General features: G+C 29.6%; 16 protein-coding genes and 1 riboswitch. Of the genes, 2 read left to right on the forward strand and 14 right to left on the reverse strand.

What is annotated here, in order from left to right; all coding sequences use genetic code 11:
* The first annotated feature begins 86 nt into the window (after nucleotides 1-86).
* Nucleotides 87-160: riboswitch (cyclic di-GMP riboswitch) on the forward strand.
* A 21-nt stretch (nucleotides 161-181) separates the two neighbouring features.
* A complete protein-coding gene (locus tag KQ51_RS07670; RefSeq protein WP_038470924.1) occupies nucleotides 182-1,192 on the forward strand; it encodes a hypothetical protein in 1,011 nt (336 codons plus the stop codon).
* A gap of 130 nt (nucleotides 1,193-1,322) precedes the next feature.
* Here KQ51_RS07670 and KQ51_RS07675 read toward each other — a convergent pair whose 3' ends face one another.
* The 4 genes from KQ51_RS07675 to KQ51_RS07690 form a co-directional block, all read right to left on the reverse strand.
* Nucleotides 1,323-3,851: a hypothetical protein gene (locus tag KQ51_RS07675; RefSeq protein WP_038470926.1), complete on the reverse strand. Its 2,529-nt coding sequence runs from the start codon at nucleotides 3,849-3,851 to the stop codon at nucleotides 1,323-1,325.
* Nucleotides 3,852-4,211: 360 nt separating this feature from the next.
* Complete coding sequence (locus KQ51_RS09615) at nucleotides 4,212-4,730, reverse strand: helix-turn-helix transcriptional regulator (protein WP_071162095.1); 519 nt, start codon at nucleotides 4,728-4,730, stop codon at nucleotides 4,212-4,214.
* Nucleotides 4,731-5,040: 310 nt separating this feature from the next.
* Nucleotides 5,041-5,646, reverse strand: a complete 606-nt coding sequence (locus KQ51_RS07685; protein WP_038470928.1) for a hypothetical protein — start codon at nucleotides 5,644-5,646, stop codon at nucleotides 5,041-5,043.
* 103 nt (nucleotides 5,647-5,749) lie between these two features.
* The gene (locus KQ51_RS07690) at nucleotides 5,750-6,121 is read right to left on the reverse strand and encodes a hypothetical protein (protein WP_038470930.1); all 372 of its coding nucleotides are present in this window, start codon (nucleotides 6,119-6,121) and stop codon (nucleotides 5,750-5,752) included.
* Nucleotides 6,122-6,286: 165 nt separating this feature from the next.
* Between KQ51_RS07690 and KQ51_RS07695 the strand changes: the two genes are divergently transcribed.
* Nucleotides 6,287-6,619, forward strand: coding sequence for an arsenate reductase family protein (locus KQ51_RS07695; RefSeq protein ID WP_038470932.1), 333 nt, complete (start codon nucleotides 6,287-6,289; stop codon nucleotides 6,617-6,619).
* Between the two features lie 146 nt (nucleotides 6,620-6,765).
* On the opposite strand, the gene KQ51_RS07700 is transcribed toward KQ51_RS07695, so the two are convergent.
* The 10 genes from KQ51_RS07700 to KQ51_RS07745 all read right to left on the reverse strand — a co-directional run bounded on the left by KQ51_RS07700 (nucleotide 6,766) and on the right by KQ51_RS07745 (nucleotide 22,037).
* Nucleotides 6,766-7,047, reverse strand: a complete 282-nt coding sequence (locus KQ51_RS07700; RefSeq protein ID WP_144242095.1) for a hypothetical protein — start codon at nucleotides 7,045-7,047, stop codon at nucleotides 6,766-6,768.
* Nucleotides 7,048-7,348: 301 nt separating this feature from the next.
* Nucleotides 7,349-9,385: a leucine-rich repeat domain-containing protein gene (locus KQ51_RS07705; RefSeq protein ID WP_144242096.1), complete on the reverse strand. Its 2,037-nt coding sequence runs from the start codon at nucleotides 9,383-9,385 to the stop codon at nucleotides 7,349-7,351.
* A complete protein-coding gene (locus tag KQ51_RS07710) occupies nucleotides 9,378-12,983 on the reverse strand; it encodes an AAA domain-containing protein (protein ID WP_038470938.1) in 3,606 nt (1,201 codons plus the stop codon). Before KQ51_RS07710 ends, KQ51_RS07705 begins: the two co-directional genes overlap by 8 nt.
* A 262-nt stretch (nucleotides 12,984-13,245) precedes the next feature.
* Nucleotides 13,246-14,274, reverse strand: a complete 1,029-nt coding sequence (locus tag KQ51_RS07715) for an AbiH family protein (RefSeq protein WP_038470941.1) — start codon at nucleotides 14,272-14,274, stop codon at nucleotides 13,246-13,248.
* 216 nt (nucleotides 14,275-14,490) lie between these two features.
* A complete protein-coding gene (locus tag KQ51_RS07720; protein WP_038470944.1) occupies nucleotides 14,491-15,804 on the reverse strand; it encodes a DEAD/DEAH box helicase in 1,314 nt (437 codons plus the stop codon).
* 301 nt (nucleotides 15,805-16,105) lie between these two features.
* On the reverse strand, nucleotides 16,106-17,353 hold the full coding sequence (locus KQ51_RS07725) for a PD-(D/E)XK nuclease family protein (RefSeq protein WP_038470946.1): 1,248 nt from the start codon (nucleotides 17,351-17,353) through the stop codon (nucleotides 16,106-16,108).
* A gap of 86 nt (nucleotides 17,354-17,439) precedes the next feature.
* Complete coding sequence (locus KQ51_RS07730; protein ID WP_038470948.1) at nucleotides 17,440-18,012, reverse strand: hypothetical protein; 573 nt, start codon at nucleotides 18,010-18,012, stop codon at nucleotides 17,440-17,442.
* Nucleotides 17,999-18,778, reverse strand: coding sequence for a hypothetical protein (locus KQ51_RS07735; RefSeq protein WP_038470950.1), 780 nt, complete (start codon nucleotides 18,776-18,778; stop codon nucleotides 17,999-18,001). Before KQ51_RS07735 ends, KQ51_RS07730 begins: the two co-directional genes overlap by 14 nt.
* Before the next feature lie 92 nt (nucleotides 18,779-18,870).
* The gene (locus KQ51_RS07740) at nucleotides 18,871-20,085 is read right to left on the reverse strand and encodes a hypothetical protein (RefSeq protein ID WP_038470952.1); all 1,215 of its coding nucleotides are present in this window, start codon (nucleotides 20,083-20,085) and stop codon (nucleotides 18,871-18,873) included.
* Between the two features lie 188 nt (nucleotides 20,086-20,273).
* Nucleotides 20,274-22,037, reverse strand: a complete 1,764-nt coding sequence (locus KQ51_RS07745; RefSeq protein ID WP_038470954.1) for an InlB B-repeat-containing protein — start codon at nucleotides 22,035-22,037, stop codon at nucleotides 20,274-20,276.
* Nucleotides 22,038-22,123: the final 86 nt, after the last annotated feature.

Consider the following 22,123-nt stretch of genomic DNA (forward strand, 5'->3'; position numbering starts at 1 on the left):
TTATTACAAGCGCCTAAAAACGCTTACATCTTAATTATAAAAAACCTATGTACCCTTGGTTTTTTTTTTTACTTAAAGTAAAATACACTTGTAAAAGGCAAAATTAGAGCAATCTAATGACGCAAAACTACAGGACCTTTAAAGGTAGCCAGTTGCCAAAAATAAAATAAGGAGAATCTAAATGAAAAAAATATTTGGTTTAGGTTTACTATTAGTAATAGCATTTTTCTTTAGTGCCGGTGCTACTTTGTCTGCTGAGACAGCTTATGTAGGTGGTCCTAATTATCCATTTGAAGAAGGACAAACTGAATGGTATGAAGAAAATGTTGACTTTGGAGAGAACCTAAATGTATGTGTCAATGGTTTTGAAAGTTTTGGATTCAATATTTGGGCAGGCCAAGACATCTTTGCAGGTACAATTGAAGTATATATAAATGCACAAGGCAATATTGAATTCCATATAGATTTAATAGAAGGAGCATTAGTACAAGAATTTCATATATACATGTATGATGAAGTTTATGAAATACCTTTATCTAGACCAGCACCTGGTTTAGCTCCTTACGTTGTAGAAAATCTATATATGAACGATTTTACCTATGAAATTCCTTTAACTGAACTAGTAGATTACGAGGACTACTATTTTATATTCCATCTAGCTTTGGTTGATGATGATGATCAAGGTACCCCTCCTACTGATGTAGATGGAGAAACTGCTTATGGTGGTGGACCTAACGGCCCTGGTGATGGAGCATGGTTTTACGCAATGGGATTCATTCTAATTCCTTGTGATGAAGAACCTCCCGGACCAGAACCTGAAACAGGAGTTGAAACAGCTTACGCGTACTTCGGTGAAAACAGTTATGAACTGTGGCCATGGGGTTGGTATTCTGATTATCAAGAAGGTATCTTCCCAGTATATGCTGGAGCAGGTCAAAACGATCTAACTAAAGGTACTTTAGTTGGTTATATTGAAGTTGTTGGTTTAGAGGTAACATTTATGCCTTTAGAAGGATTTGAAGCAGTAGGATATCATTACTACATAGGACCTGAAGTTCCTGAAAGAATTCCAGGACACTGGCAAACTATTACCGATGATATTGAGGAAGCCATCTATATGGTATTCCACCTTGAAATTGAAGGTGAGTTCGAAGATGATGGACCTCCACAAGGTCACGGACGTAAAAAATAATACCAAACTGAAATTTGCTTGTAGTCACATTGAAATCACAAAATAATCATAAACAAAACACCTTCTACGATATGTAGAAGGTGTTTTGTATTTAATTATCAAGTGTTATTAAATATACTAGTTACTCTTTTTATTCTGGATTGTCTATTTCCGTTAATAACGTATTGAAGTTTCCATCATCACCTAGAACTACTTCTATTGTAAATGTTCTATATACATCAAAGTCAGGATCACCAAATAGGAAACTAACACTATATAGGAAATCAGGATCGCCAAATAGGAACGTATCATCAAATCCAAAGTCTGGATCGCCAAACAATTCATAACTTGTGATGGTATTTTCATCTAATATATCAGAGGTTCTTGTAGATTCACAAGTAGTTCCATCACCACCTTGAGCAATCATTACACATACTTCTTGATTATCAATTGTTGGATCATTGTATAAATTAATAAAGTCTTCTAATATAGTTCTTAAACTTTCAGTAGGGACTGAATCTCCGTCATCATCAGGGTCAAGTACCAGTGCCATATCAATTCTATTTACTTTTATTTTTACTTTATCTGTTGTTGCAACGTCACCTGTTCTAATTTCATAAAATACATCAAAGAATGAATCAATATTGTAGTTTGATCTTGCTGAAATTCCTGTCATACTTATTGTTGTACCTGAACTTAGGAAGATGCTTCTTTCTACTAAGAATGAAGGATCTAAATTACCACCAAAATAAACATCATCAATTGTATCGTCATCACTATCAGGATCTAAATAATCTGCTAGAAATATTCTAAAGTATTCTTCTACTTCAGATATTGAGTAATAATCCGTTAATACAACACCTGGATTAAGATCTACCCTAGATAATTCAAGTCTGATTGGTTTTAAACTTATTTCCTCGTACTTGTTACCATTATTAGTAACAATCTCAAGTGAAAGGATGAAATATCCCATGTCGTCCTTTGTTAACTCTGAATCATTTAATACATTAACAACTATTATGTTTTCAATATCTAGTTCTCGTAATCTACCAAATTCACTATCCATTTTGTTGTCAAAGTACATATTATTTAATTCTTCAAAAGTGATTGAAGAATCAAAATAGTCTACTAAATACATACGATACATTGAAACAATTTCAGTTTCAATAAATGTTCGATAATCACCTTCAACTTCTGTTCTTCTAACACTTAGTAAAATAACTTCATCTTCTTCAGTTACTGTGAAAGTCATTCTAAGTACATTTACATGTCCATTATGTTCATATTCTATCGTAGCATATATCATTTCATCATCGTCAACATCTGGAGCAATTATATTTACTTTCTTAGCTAAATCAGCTCCTGCTTTGAATCTTCTTCTTGCTTCTTCTATTCCATCACAATCATTATCAACAGCGTTAAACCACATACTGCATAATTGCTCAGTAGGTATATCTCCAGATTCAAAGTGAACCATGAACTTCTCTATTTCCTCGATAATATCTTCCTCATTGAATCCTCTAACTAAGACACCTTCTTCTTTAATCATAAGTCGAAGAATACCGTCTTCTTCAGATACATCAAACGCTATTTTAAGAACTGTGACGTGACCATGATGTTCAAAATTAATTACTGCTGTAACGTCACCAAAATCGTCATCATCGTCATCAACAATATTTACTTTCTTAGATAAGTCAGCTCCTGCTTTAAATTTAACTCGAGCTTTTATTAGACCATCACAATCATTATCCTCCCCGTCATACCACTTAGCACATAATTCCTCATCTGTAATATCAGGGTCGCTGTAGTCTTCAATAAACATATCTATTTCAAGTCTTATTTTAGACTCATCAATTCCTCTTAAAAGAATAGTTTCTTCGGTAATCTCATAAGTAACTACACCTTCTACTAATGTAATTGATAAAGCTATTTTAAGGACAGTAACATGGCCATCAAAGAAAAACTCAATTTTCGCCTCTACTGTGTCATCTTCAACATCACCAATATCAGCGATATTAACGGTTTTTGATAACGCTGCTCCTGCTTTGAATTTCCTTCTAGCATCAATTACTCCATCGCAGTCCTCATCTATTCCGTCAAACCACATACTACAAAAGTCTTCATCTGAAATCATTTCATTTCTAAAATCTTCAATAAACATTTCAAGACCACTATCAATATGCTCTTGTTCAATCACAAAACCTGCAAGATAAGGTTCTAAGAATGTCCAATCATTGATTCGAAGTCTATCATCTTCTAAGACAATTCTTACTTCAAATTCAACTATTTCATTTGTTGCTTCATTTAAAGTTTCGATAGTGTAATAATCACCATCTTTTGTAACTGAAATTGCAACAAAGTTTGCAATATCAGTTGGTATTAGTAAATTTCTATCACTTATACATTCATCTAGTAAGGTTATATTTGTTACTGAGAAGTAATCTTCACAAAATGTTTGATTAGTTTCATCTTCTAGCACAACTAGCAACTCATCAAAATAATCAATCATTGCATCATCTTCTAATTGCTCAAAAACGTCTGCTTGACATAACTCATGTTCAGGATTTTCTCTACATAGTTCCTCTGTCGCTTTTTCTACAACATCATCTGATATTAAATCGCATCCAGCAAGTGCAAAAGAGAAAAGTATTAATCCCATAACCACAAAAAATCTTTTCATCATTTCCTCCTATTTGAAAACATTATAAATACTATCTTAATTTTACTACTTTATTTATAATTCCTCAATTTATATGAATTTATATATATATAAGACTTAGGAAACTGAAAAAAATTATAAATAGTGGAAAGATTTAGTGAATAGCAATTCAATATATTAAGAAGGTAATCAAGAAATGCAAACTTAGAAGTACAGTAAATCTTATGAGGCTTTCAATAAGATGATATATGATGATTTCGAATTACTCAGGACAAAGATGTAAGCATCTACACCACTTATAAGCTAATATCTTATCTAAACAAAAAGACTACAATGTAGTCTTTTTGTTTAGATAAAGCACAATACAGTTCTCTTAATTTTTTAAGAACTATTTCTTTTAAACATTTCGTTTTGTAAGTTAACAAGATCCATCTTTTCAAGATATTTAATTTCGTGTTCAATGCGTCCGGTCTTAATAAATCCCCAAATTCCAAATCCCCAGCAAAACATCAATGTTGGCATGACAATGGCCATCGTAATTCCTACATATGGTTCTTGAACCTCGAGAGCTCTGATTAGGATCATGGAAGTAATAAAAATAGTTGACCCAAAAGCTCCTACAATGAATGCTTTTAGATTTGTTCTATGTCGTTTTTCTTTTAACTCAATCATGTATGATGGTCCACTCAATTTTCCCGGGCTACCAAGGATTAATACATCTAATGAAATATGGAACAGTTTAGCTAAAGCTACAGCATTGTATACGTCAGGCAACGTCTCACCTGATTCCCATTTGCTGATTGTCTGCCTGCTTACATTAAGTAAGCTAGCAACCTCTTCTTGTGATAAGTTACGCTCTTTTCTAAATTTACTGATTCTCTCACCAGTTTTGTGCATCATAGATAACACCTCCTACTTCAATGATATTCTATTACTTCCAATACGACTACCAAGTATGATTTACATTATGTCTGTTTTCGGTTACATTCTTAATTGTCTAACTGTACATTTGCAAATAAATATAAAATGTAGGATATAAATAATTCTTTCTATCATCGTTCTATAATTACATTTTATCATAAGGCAAATAAAAAGGCACCTTCTTGTCAGGAAAGCACCAAATATGCTAAGTAAAATAATCATTCAAGTCATTTTTGATACGGTTCTTCGTCTTTCATTCTAAACGAACTAGTATACCAAACTAGTAAATTTATTCTTCTACAATATGCTCCTTTAGTACCCCATTAAACTTCGGTTTCATTATTAAGTAAACCAATAAAATAAACTTAGTTACTGTTATAAGATTATTTGGTCCAAAATTTATTGTCCCAAAACCGAATCCGCTCTCTCTATTTAAATCCAGGAAATAGTTATATATCTTATTTATAACATAACCATCAATAACAATTAACACACCACCAATTAAAGGCATAGTTAATACAAAAAGAAATAGCTTATCTAATTTATACTTTCTCTCCATAATAAAATAAATAAGTGCCATAGCTATCATTATAAATACAGATACAAGCCCTACTATAGAGTATACCATATAGATATCCCTAGTTCTTATACTAGTACTAAATACCTGCATTTGTGTCAACAGCATAACCAATCTATAAAGACCCAGAATAACTGATATACCCATATACCCTATTGATAGATTCGTTAACACCTTCTTAGCACTAACAAATCCTCTGTTAGATATAAGCACAAACAACAGTACTGCAGATATCAAATCTACAGTTCTAGTGAAGTAACAAAACACTGAAACTATTACTATTACACTTACATACTTTCTTTTCATTAATTCATACATTTATACCTACTCCTATTCCAAAAATAAAAAGCAATCCAAATATGGATTGCTTTTTCCCTTTATTTGTTACTAGAATTATACCATATTTATATACTAACAATACTCAATTTCTTTTTTTTGCTAAATCTACTCCTTGTGTAAATGGACAACTCTGAATGCAAATCCCACAATCCGTTCCTGTTTTAGTCCACATCTTTGAGTATAACCCTTGGTTTCTTATTAACTCATTATGATGTCCTCTTTCAATTATTTCTCCTTTATCTACTACAATTACATCATCACAAAAATTACAGCTATTCATTCGATGTGAAATAAATAATGATGTTTTATTTTGAACGAGTTCACTGAACTTTTCATAGACTTCTGCTTCTGACTGTGGATCTAAGGAAGCAGTTGGTTCATCTAAAATGACAATTGGAGTATCTTTATATAATGCGCGTGATATTGCTAGTTTTTGTGCTTCTTCTCTAGACATTTCAACACCATTTTCCTTAGAACTTTGATAGATGATAGTATCTATACATGTATTGTGATTCAAAAAGTTTTAATGCTAGTTTATTACTATGTTATAATTAATGAGAAGTATTATAATGAATAGCTGTATATAGACAATTAATAACTCAGCAAGGAGAAATAGATAATGAATATACAAATTTTCGGAAGTAATAAATGTTTTGATACAAAGAAAGCAATAAGATATTTTAAGGAAAGACGTATAAAATTTCAATTAATTGATATTCTAGATAAAGGTATAAGTAAAGGTGAATATCGCTCTGTATCTAATGCTGTTGGAGGGATGGATGTTTTAATAAATGAAAAGTCAAAAGATTACCCTATGCTAAATCATTTATTAAAGGATCAAAAAGAACAACTTTTAATTGAAACCCCAAGTATCTTTAATACACCTATTGTGAGAAACGGTAGACAAGCTACAGTTGGTTATAAACCTGAAGTATGGAAGAGTTGGAATTAAGTTTTCAATTTAAGCAAAAAGGTTTAGAAGTGTCCTTATTAGTAACATTACGAATATAAAGCAAAAGAGCGAAAAATCTCGCTCTTTTGCTTTATATTATTATCTTAGACTATTCCTTAAATATCAATTCTATTACTTTGTGTTTACTATTCTACACCGAAAATTTCAGCTTCTAAAATAACATTATGTCCATTGAAGTTGTAATAATAATGGTCTGTATTGTTTATATCACTAGCGTTAGATCCTCCAACAAGTTCAATTGGCAGAAAATATGAGATCTCATTGTGATTAGTAATCGATACTTCTGTAAATATAAATGTTTGTAATACATAACACGGAACACCTTGGTTGAACTCATCAATAATTCTTATCGAATTCATTGTAGGAAATAACATATTAAAGTACAGTTCCCCATTACTGTCATACATAGGAACATAAAATATTCCATTTCCATACTCTGAATCTTATGTAGATTTAACTACTTACACTGAAATTGGTTGGGTATTAGATATTTCAAACTCGAGTCCATCCATATTATCAATTGTGTCTAGATTTGCCAGTTGTTCTCTATCTTTTTGTCTTACAAAAAATTAATATCCAACATGCTGGTAATTTATTCATTATCTCTCTTATACACAATTTCTATAACAAGTATAGCTTGAGCAACACAAAAAAGATTAATCTAAATAAAAAACACTGTCTCCATACATATGGAAACAGTGTTTTACTCTATTCTACTGTAATGCTTATATCACTATTGTAACTAATATCTAATGACTTTAACATAATACAGTTTGATATTGTAATCGTATTTACACCTGAACTGCTTAAGTTGAATGATTCTAGAATTGGTAAATCAACAAGTATCACCTCTGCGATATACGTTGCTGATGATCTTACGAACTCATCAAACTCTGGTAGGTCATTCAATTCCAGTACTGTTATATACCAGTCTTCTATTGTAGAAGAAATATTTAATATCTTAAGATTTGGCAGTTGTGAAAGATTGATTTCATCAATACTAGGATTATCTGACATATCTAAATGTACTAACGAGTTCAATAAAGGAATTGAATCAAACTCAAGTGTGTCAATTTCATTAAATCCTATATTCAATGTTTCTAGTGATACAAAAGATGTTAAGAATGAGTAATCAACAATACCAGGATTATACGATAAATTGATTTCTTTTAGATTTGACATTGTAGAAACATAAGACATTTTTTCTGTATTCAAATTATTAGCAGCAATTGATAATGCTTCTAAATTAGGTGCATTACTTAAGAACCCATAATTATCAACAGCTGTAATTTGATCAAATTTAAAGTCTTTAAGTCCTACCATATTATAGAAGGTAATATCAGTAATTCTTGTGTTTGATAGATTTAATACTTCTAAACTTCTTAATGATCTCATTTCTACGGTGTTAATCATTGTATTTTCATTCAGGATTAGATGTTCTAGACCTGAATTATTTATATATAATGATGTCATTGTAAATTGCTCATTAAATTCAATACTTAGATTAGCTAGTTCATCACAACCATTAATATAAAGGTTTAATAGTTTTGTTTCTATGTTTCTCGTAAGAAACTTAAATCTAGGTAAATTGATTAATCTTAACTCGCGAATTCCATCGACATCGTCAGATCTTACATTTTCGATAATAATTTCCTGTAGTTGCGCAAAGTCTTTAAGTTCTAAGTTGATAATTGTATTACTAGTGAAGTCAATTACTTCTAGTTTAGGGAACTTTGCATTCGTTAAAAATGTGTAATCTTCTAGAGTATCATTGTGAGATAAAATCAGCACTTTAAGTGAAGTCATTGCCGGGATTGAGTTAACTTTATTTAAATCTAAAGCTGAGTTATTCAAATGTAGTTTTTCAATACCTAAAACATTTTGAAGGAAGCTATATGATTCTAACTCGGTGTTACCTTGAAGATTTAGTTCCTTAATAGAACCTATAGATCCGGTAACATTAAATACTCTTAAATCCTTGTAGCTTAAGTCTAAGTTCCTAATACTAAAGCCACCAACAAGTTCAAGGGTATCTATCTTAGAAGTTCCAAAATCGATAGTTGTAACTGAAGGAGTGTTTTCAATATGTACAAGTGATATAACGTTTGTATTATTTGAGTTTATGTGTACTTCCTCAAGATTCTGCAAATCGTTAATAATTAATTCATCAATTTTAATTCCATTAATTGTAATTGATGTTATCCCTGGAATCTTGTCAAATCCTTGTGTTGTCGCAATTTCATCGCCAAAGTGTCCAGTACCGTCACGGTTAATTACGATGTCTCCAGTAAAATCATATGCTTCATTAATTGAAATCTTGTTATCTTCATCAGTGTCTAATATATTTAGCAGGTAATCATAAAGATTACCATCGACTATTCCGTTTTCATTATTTCTAAGAAACGTGTCTAGAACTGTGATTTCAAACTCTTTATCAACTAACACATCACCATCATCAAATGTAGCGGTAAGCTTAATAACTGCATCACTACCTTCAGAACCTGTACATTCATATGTTTCCTTATCAAAATATCTATCTTGTGTTATAGACCATGTTAATTTAACACCATTTGAAAGTTCAGTTGGTAAAAAGTCACCAACTTTGTATGTAGTTTTTATTTCGTCAGTATAGTCATTAGTGATTTCCTCGAGTAAAAGAACTTGTTTCTCCTCTTCTGTCATTCGTTCTCCGCACGAAGTTAACGTGAGAGTAATAATAATTGTTAGAAGTAGTTTTTTAAACATCTGTTGTTCCCCCTAGTCTTTTAGATACCTCATTTAATACATGTTCCTTGTTTTCCCACCAATCATACATATTCAAATATACAAAAGGTACTTGAACTGCGTTTAGATAATTCTTTAAGAAGTAATGATCTTTTTGATATGTATCGTTTAGTTTATTAACAACCAAACTTAATTCTTTATCGCTTGCGGTATTTCTTATTATATAATCCGTAGGTGATCCATGTATTTCTTTTACATTTAACAGTTCAATATCTGGTAATGATAACTGTAAATCATGGCTCACTTCTTTTATTTCTTCAGTAGCAGTTAATCTATTTAAGTAAGTTACACTTCTTGAATAATCATCATTACTAACTATTTTTGCATATTCTAAGTATTTTTTTAGAACTTTAGGACCTTCATTTTTTAAATCGTCAACCTTAAAGTCTACAAGATCAAAAGAAACAAACATAACTAGTTTTCTTTTAGCTCTTGTTACACATACATTTAAACGATTTTCACCAAATTTTTGTGATAACCACCCAAATTGTCTTTGGAATACGCCTTTTTCATCGTAACTATATCCTACTGAAATAATTATAATATCTCTTTCATCACCTTGAACATTTTCGATATTTTTGACAAACAACCCAACATTTTGATGGTCTTCTACTTTTTGACTTGCTTGTTCATATAATTCTTTAAACTCAGGAGATACATTACATTTTTCTTCAATGATATCCTCAATTAAATCTCGTTGTGGGCGATTGAATGTTATAATTCCCACTGTTTCTTTATCATTATTTCTTTTCAGTATTTCATGGAGTTTTTCTACCAAAGCATATGCTTCTACTTTATTTGTCTTATTTTTCCATATCCCATTATCTACCTTAATATATTCGATAGGTTTAACAGTATCATCATACGATTTATAAGGAGGGACAATTAACTCTCGATTATAAAATACATAGTTAGATAAATTGATAAGTTCTTGGTATCTAGAGCGGTAGTGATACTGTAGATTAACAGAAGCTAGTTTTGGTTTCACATAATCTAATAAACTATCATCATCGGTAATCGAATAATCCTCTAAGATATAATCATCATCATTAATACCTTCTAGTCTACCAAAACCAAAGTTTGATGGTCTTAACTGTTTTAAATCCCCTGCTACTACAACTCTTTCGGCTCTATATAATGTAGGAAGTGATTTCTCAAAATACATTTGAGATGCTTCATCAAAAATGGCTAAGTTAAATATGTTACTTTCCATTGGTAGTAATGTACTAACTACGTTTGGCGTTGTTAACCAGATTCGAATTAACTTTATTAATTCGAATCGATATTTCTCGATAAATAAAGAAATCGTCGGTTTTCTCTTTGAGCTAATCGCTTTTACCATAGCTGTATAACGTTTCATCAATTTAACTTCTTCTGATTGCTCAAACAACTCAGTTTCTAATCTTAGTAAGTTGTATCTAATAAGGTCTTCATATGCCTTTTTGAGAAGTTTGTCGCTCCTATCAAATTTACCAAACATTTGCAATTCAGATTTAATATCACTTTTGATTATTCTTATTAAATAATTACCATACAACTTTAATATTTGATTATATGACAATATAAGTTCATTTTTTGCTTGATACTCAATAAAACTATAATAGAAATTTTGAACTGCTTTTTCTTGAGAAGAAAACTCTTCAAATATTTCGTAAAACTTTTCGAAGGCAGTAAAATCTTCATCACAATAATTATTTATTAAGAGGTATTTTTTTAGATTCTTTGTTTGTTTTTTAGAAGCGAACTTTCTTAACTTAAAAGAAAACTGAATGTTAGTAAAAAACTTCTTAATAAAGGTTCTCTCATTTAGTTTTGTACGATATTCATCTCCGATGTTATTCACATCAATAAATTCTGAATAATCTAGCTTACCATTTAAATATGTAATGTGTGTTTTTGTTTCCATTACATTTCTCATGTACTCTAAATCCTCTTTGGATTCATTAAATAAGTATGTAAGTAATCTAAATGTTTCATTATATGTATAATCACCAAAACATTTTCCTATCATTTTTGCTATTGTGGTATAGTGTTTTGATAATTCATCTTTTATCTCTATTTTTTCATATATCGATTGTAGTTCAAGTAGGGTAATACCATATTCTCTTTCCGAATTTAGACTTTTCAAAATTTTCTCATTTTTTCTTATTTCATTGTCTAAACGCAGGATATTATTATTTTCTTTTCTTGAAACATTTACTGCTTTAATTTTCTTTCTTAATAATTCACCAATTTGATTATAGAATGATACTTTATTATTTGGATCATCAATTACTATTGAGTAATCTCTAAGCCTACCTAGTCTTGAATGAATTACATCAATTGCAGCTTTTTTCTCAGCAAGCATAATTACATTATTATCTTTAGAGATTTCATTAGTAATTATCGATACAATAGTTTGGCTTTTACCTGTACCAGGAGGACCTTCTATTATTAGAGATTGTCCAGAATCAACGGCATTAACCACTTGTAACTGCGAGTAATCCAGTTTGTTTATTTGGCTTAAATTCCAGTCTGGATTTAATTCTTTTTCTAGTCTTCCTCTTTCTGTAGTAAAGAGAATATCATATAAACTTTTATTGGTTTTTCGTGCTTGTTTTATAAATTTTACATCTTTGTGAATACTATTTGAGAATGAAGAAAATCTTCCTAAAATCATATAGTTTCTCACTCTATATCCGTAGTCTAAACTAATGGTTGATTTTCCTAATAAAACATTGTGTTTTTTTTCTGTTGAAGGGCTAAGTTTTATTCCATATTTTTCGTATTTATCAATAAGATATTTTTCGAAATCATCAAACTTAATGTTTGTTACATCAATTTCTAAGGATTCAATCTGAACCTCTTTTTTAAGGATAAACTTCATACTTGTAATAATTAAAGTTTCATTTAAAATAACAGTTCGATTATTATCTACTACTATTGTAAAACGACCATTGCCTTTTTCAAGTTTAATTGGGAAATAGGCTAATGGGGCATTTAAATCAAATTTGTCTTCAAAAGTGCTACCTTCGACAAAAGGATATGCGATATATAAGTTATACTCTCCACTTTCGTTTTTCTCACGATTAAGAGCTCTATATAACTTGTTTATCTCTTTGTATTTCTTTTCATCAAAACCGTTTTTATTAGAATTAACTAACTCTACTACTCTTTTTTTCTTATCAAAATATAGTTTCTCAATAATATTAAAGTCATCAATCGCCTCTAAATCAGAGTAGTTCAGACTAGTAGTTCCACCTAAATAGATATTAGGATTCCTTTTACTAATGTTTACTAATCTATTTTCAAGCCTTTCAATAAAATCAACTTCCTTATCATCTAGATCATATAAATCATCAGTAGTACGGTTATCATCAAGTAACCTTAAAAAGTGAGAAGCATATTTTTCAATAAACACTTCTCCTATTCCTCTAATCCCACTAAAATCTTCTACTCTAGTTGGTCGATAAGTGTTAATTTCCATTAAAGAACTATCACTACAAATACTCGACCCTTTGTTTTTTCGTTTTAACTTGTCTCTAAGATTTGTTAATTCTAACAACATTTTCTTATCCATACAAAACCACCTCTTCATATATAGTAAAAAAGTAGCAAGAGAATGTCTCTGGCTACTTGCGTGTTTTACGACTAAAATACCCTTAATAGTTCCTTTAGTACTATTTTACTATAATGCTAATTAATTATAAAGAAGATATTATAGAAATATTTTTAGTAACTATAATCTACCATTTTTAGATATAGCAAACACCCTATAAGGGGTGTTACATTTAGTTACTTACTAACAATAACTATATGCATTACTTCTGAGTTATCAATCCCTAATACTTGATAAATCTTATTTGTCCATTATCATTCATCATATCAACGTCAACAGAACCAAAGAACTGTTTAAGATTATAGACAAAATCTTTCTTAGAATCTTCAGAGTGAACAAAGAAATGAACAAACACTTTATCTCTTAAGTGAGGATTGTCATGTAAGATTGATTTTAATCTAATAAATAAATAATGATCTGACTCACCAAATGAATGTCCTATAAAATATATGTCTAAATTAAATACATCCATATGTTCAAAGTTCTTTTCTTCGAAAGCTTCAATTCTTGAATTATTTGTGGTTATATAGTTTATTGTTTTATAGAATTTAGAGTTAAACTCTGTATTATGTTCATTTAACTCTTTTATTCCAATAATAATATCTTCATTAACCCTATTATGTACATACTTAACATTATCTACTCTTGAAGGAAGTTGTTGAGGTAATTTATATTTATCAACTGTAGAAGTATAGTTGAAACATATAATTTCATCAGCTTCATGTACAACCTTGTCTATTTCCTTGTTAAGTTTTAGTTCAGACCCAATCATAATCATTTCTACAAATTCTATATACTCGTTAAATACTTTTTTGAACTCATGGTAGTCCTTATACAGTTTTTCATCTAACAAATGCTTCCATTTAGTCCAGTATTCCTCTTCTATTGCCAATGGATAATTATTGAACTTTGTAAAGAATAAAAACTTTGACTCACATAACACATTATAGAAGAAGAGCTCATTTGGATTAACATACTTGTCTACATCGAATACTATTAATCCCATCATACTCTCACCAGCTAAACCGTGTCGTATATTCTGTGATATTTCGTCCTTATATTTGAGGATATTTGATATCTCAACTTCAAAATCAATCCATGAAAATTCATCTCTAATTAACTTCTTATCGTAATATTTAATAAAGAAGTTATTTTTATACTCTTCTATTATGCTAGATTCTAGAAAATTTTTTAATGTAGTCTTTAATCCATGATGTAGATCAAATCCATTACCGATTACTGCTAATTTCATAACTTGTCCTCTTTCCTACTGTCTAACCAAATTATACCACATTTGTATATCTAAGCACTAATGACATTATTACAATTTGCATAGTAGGCAATCTCTTACTTTATACTAATTACTATACACTTTTCGAAGTAATTCTAGGTGTCTCTGCAAAGTGTCTCAAAACAAAAAAGAAAACTGAATTTATACAGTCTTCTTTTTTTTATTGTAATAACAATATTATTTGTTTCTTCTATTTCGTTGTTGATTTCTATTTCTAGAATTACTCTTTGTCTCTACTTTTCGATTATCAGAAATTCTTCTTGAAGAAGAGTGTTTCTTATTTTTATTACCTGATGTTTTACTTGATTTACTAGTATTCCTTTTATGTGGTGCTACAACAATTTTAGATGGGTCTAAAGATAGTTTCTTATCCTTTGACATTGGAATTTTCATCTTTATATGCTTTTCTATTTCTTGTAGTAGATTGAATTGATTTGGTGAGCAAAACGCAATTGTAACCCCACCTTGCCCAGCTCTACCTGTTCTCCCAATACGGTGAATATAAGTTTCAGGTACTTCAGGTAAATCATAGTTAATTACATGTGATACTTCATTTACATCAATACCTCTTGCAGCTATATCTGTAGCTACAAGAATTCTGATTTCTTTCTTTTTAAAAGCCTTCAATACTTTTTGTCTGTCACCTTGTGCTTTATCTCCATGAAGTGATGATGATTTTAGACCCTCTGCGTTTAGATCTCTAACGATATCTTCCGCACCATATTTTGTTCTTGAAAAGACTAATACTGCTTTATACTCTTCTTGTTTCAGTAGTTTTATCAATAGTTTTATTTTTGATTTTTTAGAGACATAATAAACTGATTGGGTAATTCTATCTATTGTTTCATCTTCAGGTGAAACTTTGATTCTAACAGGATTTTGTAAAATCTCATTCGCTAAGTTCGTTATTGCTTTAGGTAAGGTAGCAGAGAATAACATTGTTTGTCTTTCTTTTTTAACCATAGAGATGATTTTCTTAACATCATTAATGAATCCCATGTCAAGCATTCTATCTGCTTCATCTAGAACTAAGTAGTCTACATTAGATAAACTTAGTTTTTTTTGTTTGATTAAATCAAGTAGTCTCCCGGGAGTTGCTACTAAGATATCTACTCCACGCTGTAAATCTCTTACTTGTCTTGATTGTTTGATACCACCATAAACTACAGTTGCGTTTACGTTAATATACTTACTATACTCTACAAAATTGTCATATATTTGCAAAGCTAGTTCCCGTGTTGGCGCTAAAACTAAAGCTTTTATAGTCTTCTCTTTTGTATTTTCTTCTAATTTTTCTAAGTAGATTTTTTGCAAGATTGGAATCGCAAAAGCAGCTGTCTTTCCTGTTCCTGTTTGAGCACTACCCATTACATCTTGATTGTTCAGTAATACTGGTATAGATTTTTCTTGTACTGGTGTTGGTATTGTATACTCTTTTATTTTTAGTGCTTTTAGGATTGGTTCAATTATATTTAAATCTTTAAACTCCATTATTTGTGTCTCCTTTATATAAAGATAGTATTTCTAAATTATGAATAACTATCAGCAATTTATTTTTAGTTTGCATTAACAAGGATAACACATGTAATGCAATTATTATAATAAGTAATGAAAAGATACCATTCAGCTGAATAGTATCTAGATATAAAACATTTTGTATTCTTCTTGATTATTTATGATACGTCTCGTTGTAAGGATAGTTAATTGCAACTTATTAATAATTCTATATCATGAATAGTATTGAAGAAACCTATTAAATCAACATTTCTACAGTCCATAATGATGTAGTTTTCTATTTGATATTCATTTCATTCTTTACTTTTAGTATTTGATTTGCCAACATTTCCTTCTGTTGATCAAATATTTCATTATCAAATGAACTTGAATGGATCTTTACTAACTCTTTAAACTCCTCAAAATGTGCTATCTTTGATTTGTGATTCAATGAGATATCATAAATTTGAGAATAAGTGATTTTTTTATAACACTCCTGCTTTGAAAATCTCGATATATCCTCTTTATTGTAATTTGGTCTCAAAATATAAAAATGTAGGTTTTCCAGAGGAATACCTCTCTTTAGTGCATAATTTTGTGTATATTCAAAATATTTATCTAATTGAGATAATTTTTTATCCACTTTATTTATTCCATTTATAGATGATTTCACCTTGTTCTCAATTACGATAATATGATTGTCAACTACAATAAATAAATCTATTCTATTTTCAGTTTCTCTCGCTATTAATTCTGGAGATTTTTCAAATTCTAGTTTGAGTATTTCTTTTGCAAATTTTATCCAAAAATTATAGTCATTATCCAAAAAATACGCTAAGAAATTAGTAATGACATTCTCATCATAATTCTTTCTCAAAACAGATATTAATGATTGAACATTTTTACTATTTGAATTTACCTTTGAGGTTATTTGATCCCAAATTATATTCTTTTTTATTAACTCTACTATCTTATCATAATAACTACTGTTCATTCCTTCTCTTTCAATGTATATTTTCATTGTTTCTGAAGTTCTAGATATAGTTTCACCTTCATCATTATAAGGAAATTCAATTTCCTGGTTCGCTTTAAATATCCTTGAAGTCTTAAATGTAACAAAATATGATATGTTTAACTCACTATCATTATCCCTTACTATATCCATTAAACTAATTCCACCATAGCTTATATTATTTTCTGCAATATACTTTCTTTGGCTTATCGCCAATGCTTTACTAGATTTTATTGTTTCCTTGCTTGCATTTTTTTTTGCGTGCTTTGCTTTTTTGAGTATCTGCTGTTCAACTTTAGCATAGCCAATGATTTGAAGCCTTTTTTGACCTTTTACAGCTCTTACAAAAATAACATATTCTATTCTATCATCCCATTTTTGAGCTATATTACCATATGGATTCGCATATATATAAAAACTTCCATTATCAGATGGGTATATGTTGATAAACTCATGTCCTATATTTGAAGCTGATGAGAGGTATCCACCTGTAAAAAGATTATTAATCAATATTACATCTTTATCTATTTTCATAACTCATTCTCCTTAAATAATTCTTTTCCATCACACTTTCATTCATCTTATTCAAAATAGAATTATTGTGATTTTCATCTCCACAATTACCCATCATTATCGTCAATTCTTGAGTTCAATTTCACCTTTTTTATATTTTCATATTTTATTGGATATACAACTTCTTTTTCACCCATAACTGTTGGAGTCCCAAGTCTAAATTGCGGATAGAAATATTTTATCACGAAATCACTAAGTCCATTTAAATCTATACCATACTCACATTCTGCAGTTCTTCCTTGAATAATAATTCCTCTACTTGATTCATAGAACCAATAAATTTCAGTAACTTTATCAGCTTTTGTCCATCCAACATAATGAACTGTTTCTTCAATTCCATAATATGGCATTCTCTCATTATAGTTTTGGTGTATTCTAAAGAGATTCCCCTTATATTTAACCATTTCTAAAAAGTCTGCTTCAAATTCCGTCTTTTCTCTTTTGCTTTCAAAATCAGTGACATTGATATCTATTAACTCCCATAACAAATCATACTCGATTAATGACTCTTCAGATCTTCTAAATCCACTTTTCGAGTGATTAACCCACCTCTTTAAATCATCACAGATTCTCTCCACTAAAGCAAATGCTTCCTCGCGTTGTTTATTAGTCATCTTCATCTGTCTCTTTTATTTTCGAATACTTATTATCCATTATTGGAAGACTAATATCACGTATAATCTCTCTAAAATTATACATTTGCATCGTTATATCAAGGTTTAATGATCTTACATTCTTTACATGGTCATGTAAATCCTTTTTGAAATTTAGCTCATGCTTATTATAGTATGCATCGATAAATCCTGGGTTATAAATTTTTGAGTGGTTTGCAAACATTTCTTCTGATATTTTACCAATATTGTTTTTTATTGAAGCAATACGCGTATCAGTTATAACTTTATATAACTCATCTAGGTACTCGGTTATCATTAAGTAAGCATTTGTTGCAAATCTCATGTAAAGGTAGGCTTGCTCAAAATCATATATTGAGAAAGATAATTTAACTTCAATCAAATGCAATGAAGCATCAATTTGCTCGTAGTGTTTTTCCAATTCTCTAATACCTTCATCTAAATAGTTTTCTAACTTGGCTTTTTTATCAGTAATTATTAGAAAAACCAAACTTACGAAGAAACCCATAGAGAAGTTCAACAACATATTGCTGAACCAAGATAAAATATTACTACCCCCAAAAGAAAGCAAAAATGACAAAACTAGTGTTACCACAGTTCCAATACTCATACTTTTTATCCAAGTAACAGTAGAAAACTTTCCAGGATATCTCCTTACTATCGAATTCTTATTAAGCGCAAAACCATCATAAAAATATTCTAAATGTTCTTCATAGAGTTTTTTATAATCTCTATCAACATTAAAATCACTCATTTGTTACACACCCTTCATATCAAAGTCTCAAAATCTTTACCTACATGTGAATTACTAATTGAACCTTCTCTCTGAAAATTATTCAACATACATCATCTCTCTAATATTTCAATTTCCTGTTCCATATTTTCAATTAATTGATTTACATTTACACTCTGATTTATTCTTTGTTGATGATTCTTAAATGCAAAGTATTTTTCTAATTTAAATTTTGTAACAGCATCCCAAACTATATTATTACTAAAAAAAGCATGAGTTTGGTTTGTATTATAATCCACAACAGCCATTTTAAACTTAATTAATTTTGCTATATCATTAAGTCTCTTATCAACAGAAAAGAAAAACGGCAAAGTTAACCTAGCTTTTTTGTGTCTTACATTGGTCATATAAATATCTAAAACTCTCAAATGAAAGATATCCCACGAACTATTTCTAATCACATTTAGCATGTTCTTATGGTTTTTTTGAAATTTGCTAAAGAACAATAATTTTGTACCTTTCTTAAAGAATTCAAATGATAATATAAGCTCCGCTATAGGCATTCTGTGTAACTCATTATTACAATATTCTAATAACTCAATAACCTTTTTTTCATAAGATTTGTTTTTAATAGATATGGTGTACATTTTCATTAAGACAACATACACAATTTTGAACCTATCATGAAATATATCTAATCTATGATTTTTTAACATTTTTTTATAAGAAAATGCTAATAGTCTTGTCTGTAAATATGCAGAAATAGTAGCAGTTATCCTGAACTTAGAATGACTAGTATAAAGTACTTTGAAAAAATTGAATGTGCTCCTAAATGAATCCTTTGAAACTGTTCCATCCTTTAAACCATTTTCTAATAAGTAAGGACTAGGATTCATTGCACTGGCAAATTTTCTTTTTTTTGTTATTTCATTTACAACTTGATTTATTTCTTTTGAGTCACTAATTCCTCTTGAATGACGATCTATATAGCTTATTATTTGAGTATCGAGACTTATGTCATATAATGTTCCAAATCTATAATCTTTTTGTACATGAGCCAATGAAACTGAATCAGCATTTAATAAAAACAATGCATCTGATTCAAAATTTGATTGTAATACTCCTTTTGAGAAACTAAAATCTAAATTCATTGGAACTGCCAAGTCATTACTCTCCCCTTTATTCACATAGACAATATCGACATTATTAAATAATCCTATATTCTTAATAAATATATCAATTACGGCATCAAGATTCTTCGCTCTACCCATCTCACTGAATAAAAATCTTCTATAATCGAGAAGACTTGTTTTTCTTATATTATCCATGTTACACCACCTCTAAATTTATTCTATTTATTCTTAAACTATGCTTCAAGTATTCTGTTTAGTAGAAACGAAGTATTTTCCGTATATTTAATTAACTGATTAAAACACCATTGTTTTGATTATATAATGATGTTTTTTTAAAAGGCAACTTGCGTTTTGCTTTGAAAAGTCATATATTTGTTAATACTTTAGCTATTTGGTAATTCTACTTCACTATCTTCTGTAGGTACGATGTAATCAGTATCTGGTTCAATGACATTAATCATATAATCTAATCCAAATTCCAATTCTCCATTAAAGGTAGTATCAGTATAAGAACCTATGTAGATTCCATCTATATTCATTTCAATACTAACTAGTCCATTACTGTCGGCTTTTATTGTGAATGATGTATAAGTAACTTCAAATCCTGATTCGATATTATATATTTCAAATTCATTTACTCCAGTAAAATCAATTCTAACTGAATCATCAATAAATTCTAATAGTTCTAATACTGAAGTAGAATTTAAAACTATACTATAAGTAGTTTCATCTCCATCTACAGATTCTTGAATTAAAGATATATTTGCACTATCGACAAGAAAACTTGGTAAAAATAAATAATACTCATCTACTGAATAATTATCATAAGCTGAAATGAGATTATATGTATTACTAAAAAATCCATCCTCAACTTCGTATACATCACCATTTAAATACATAACACGATATCTTTCATAGTCCACAATATCGCCATCATATAAGTTGTCGTTTTTATAATCGCTATCAACTTCAACTCGATTCCAAAAATATACATCACTACCACTTACCATTCTCATAGTTCTACCTTGAGTAGTTGAATCAATCGAGAGAGAACTTGGATAATCCACATGAGTTTGTACATTATAGTCATATTCAGAATACTCTTGGTTCAAATAATTATTCAAAATAGTATTAATAGATGTTGTAGTTTCTGATATTTCAGAACTAGACATACTTAATCCATCAAAACTAGGGATATTAATAGTAACATTACTACCTACTTCTAAAAATGTTAAATCATAATGGAATGTTAAAGTCGATGCAAGGCTTTCAACTTCAAAATCATATTCATATGATTTAATAAACCCATCCTCAATATTGACATAAGCTGCAAAATCAGTTTCATTTTCTGGTATACCTATGAATTCAGTAATTAATGGATTCCCAATTATTGCTAATACTGTATCCATGATATTACTTGCCCCACCATTGAATTCAATTTCATACTTGCTTCCACTATGATAAATTATGTCAGATATTTGAGTTTCAGTATATTCAAACAATACTTTAGCAAATACAGAATATTCAAAATCAAATTCTGACAATACTGTTTCAGAATCAAAACCTGTCAATTTATTTTCTGTATCATATGAAATGGTAGTTAAACTATTATCCTTCAGGAATGAATGTCTAATTCCATCAAATAAAATTAAACCACTCAATTCTTCATATCTATAATATGGAATAGTGCTTTCTGAATCATACTTTACATTTCCTTCAATGACAGCGCTTGGTCCACCAATACCACCTAATGCTATATCAACACTCAAATTATAATCATATTCGAATTCGCTTGCATCAACTGTGTTTGTTCTAGCATCAAAGAATAAATCTGCATTAGCCATCCATTTTGCATATACAGTTACTTCCTCAGTTATAGCCATTGGCCAAGTTGCAGAAGTGTTAAATTCTGAATCTAAAAACCATCCTACAAAAGCAACTCCATTTTTAGTTGGATCAGATGGTGCATTTACATTAGAATTTTCACTAACATTCAAATCACTAATGATTGTTCCTCCATTAGTATTAAATCTTACAGAATAAGTTTTTGTATCATTAATGTTGTCATCTACTGGTGGAGTATCTGTTGTACCACCACAAGCTGTCAATAAAACAATTAACATTAAAGCTAAAAACATTTTTTTCATTTTAAATCTCCCTTTTATTTTATTTAAAATGTGCATTAAAAAAACGACGCACAACTTCCCTATTTATATTATAACACACTTAATTA

The sequence above is a fragment of the Candidatus Izimaplasma bacterium HR1 genome (assembly GCA_000755705.1).
Taxonomy (GTDB): Bacteria; Bacillota_I; Bacilli_A; order Izemoplasmatales; family Izemoplasmataceae; genus Xianfuyuplasma.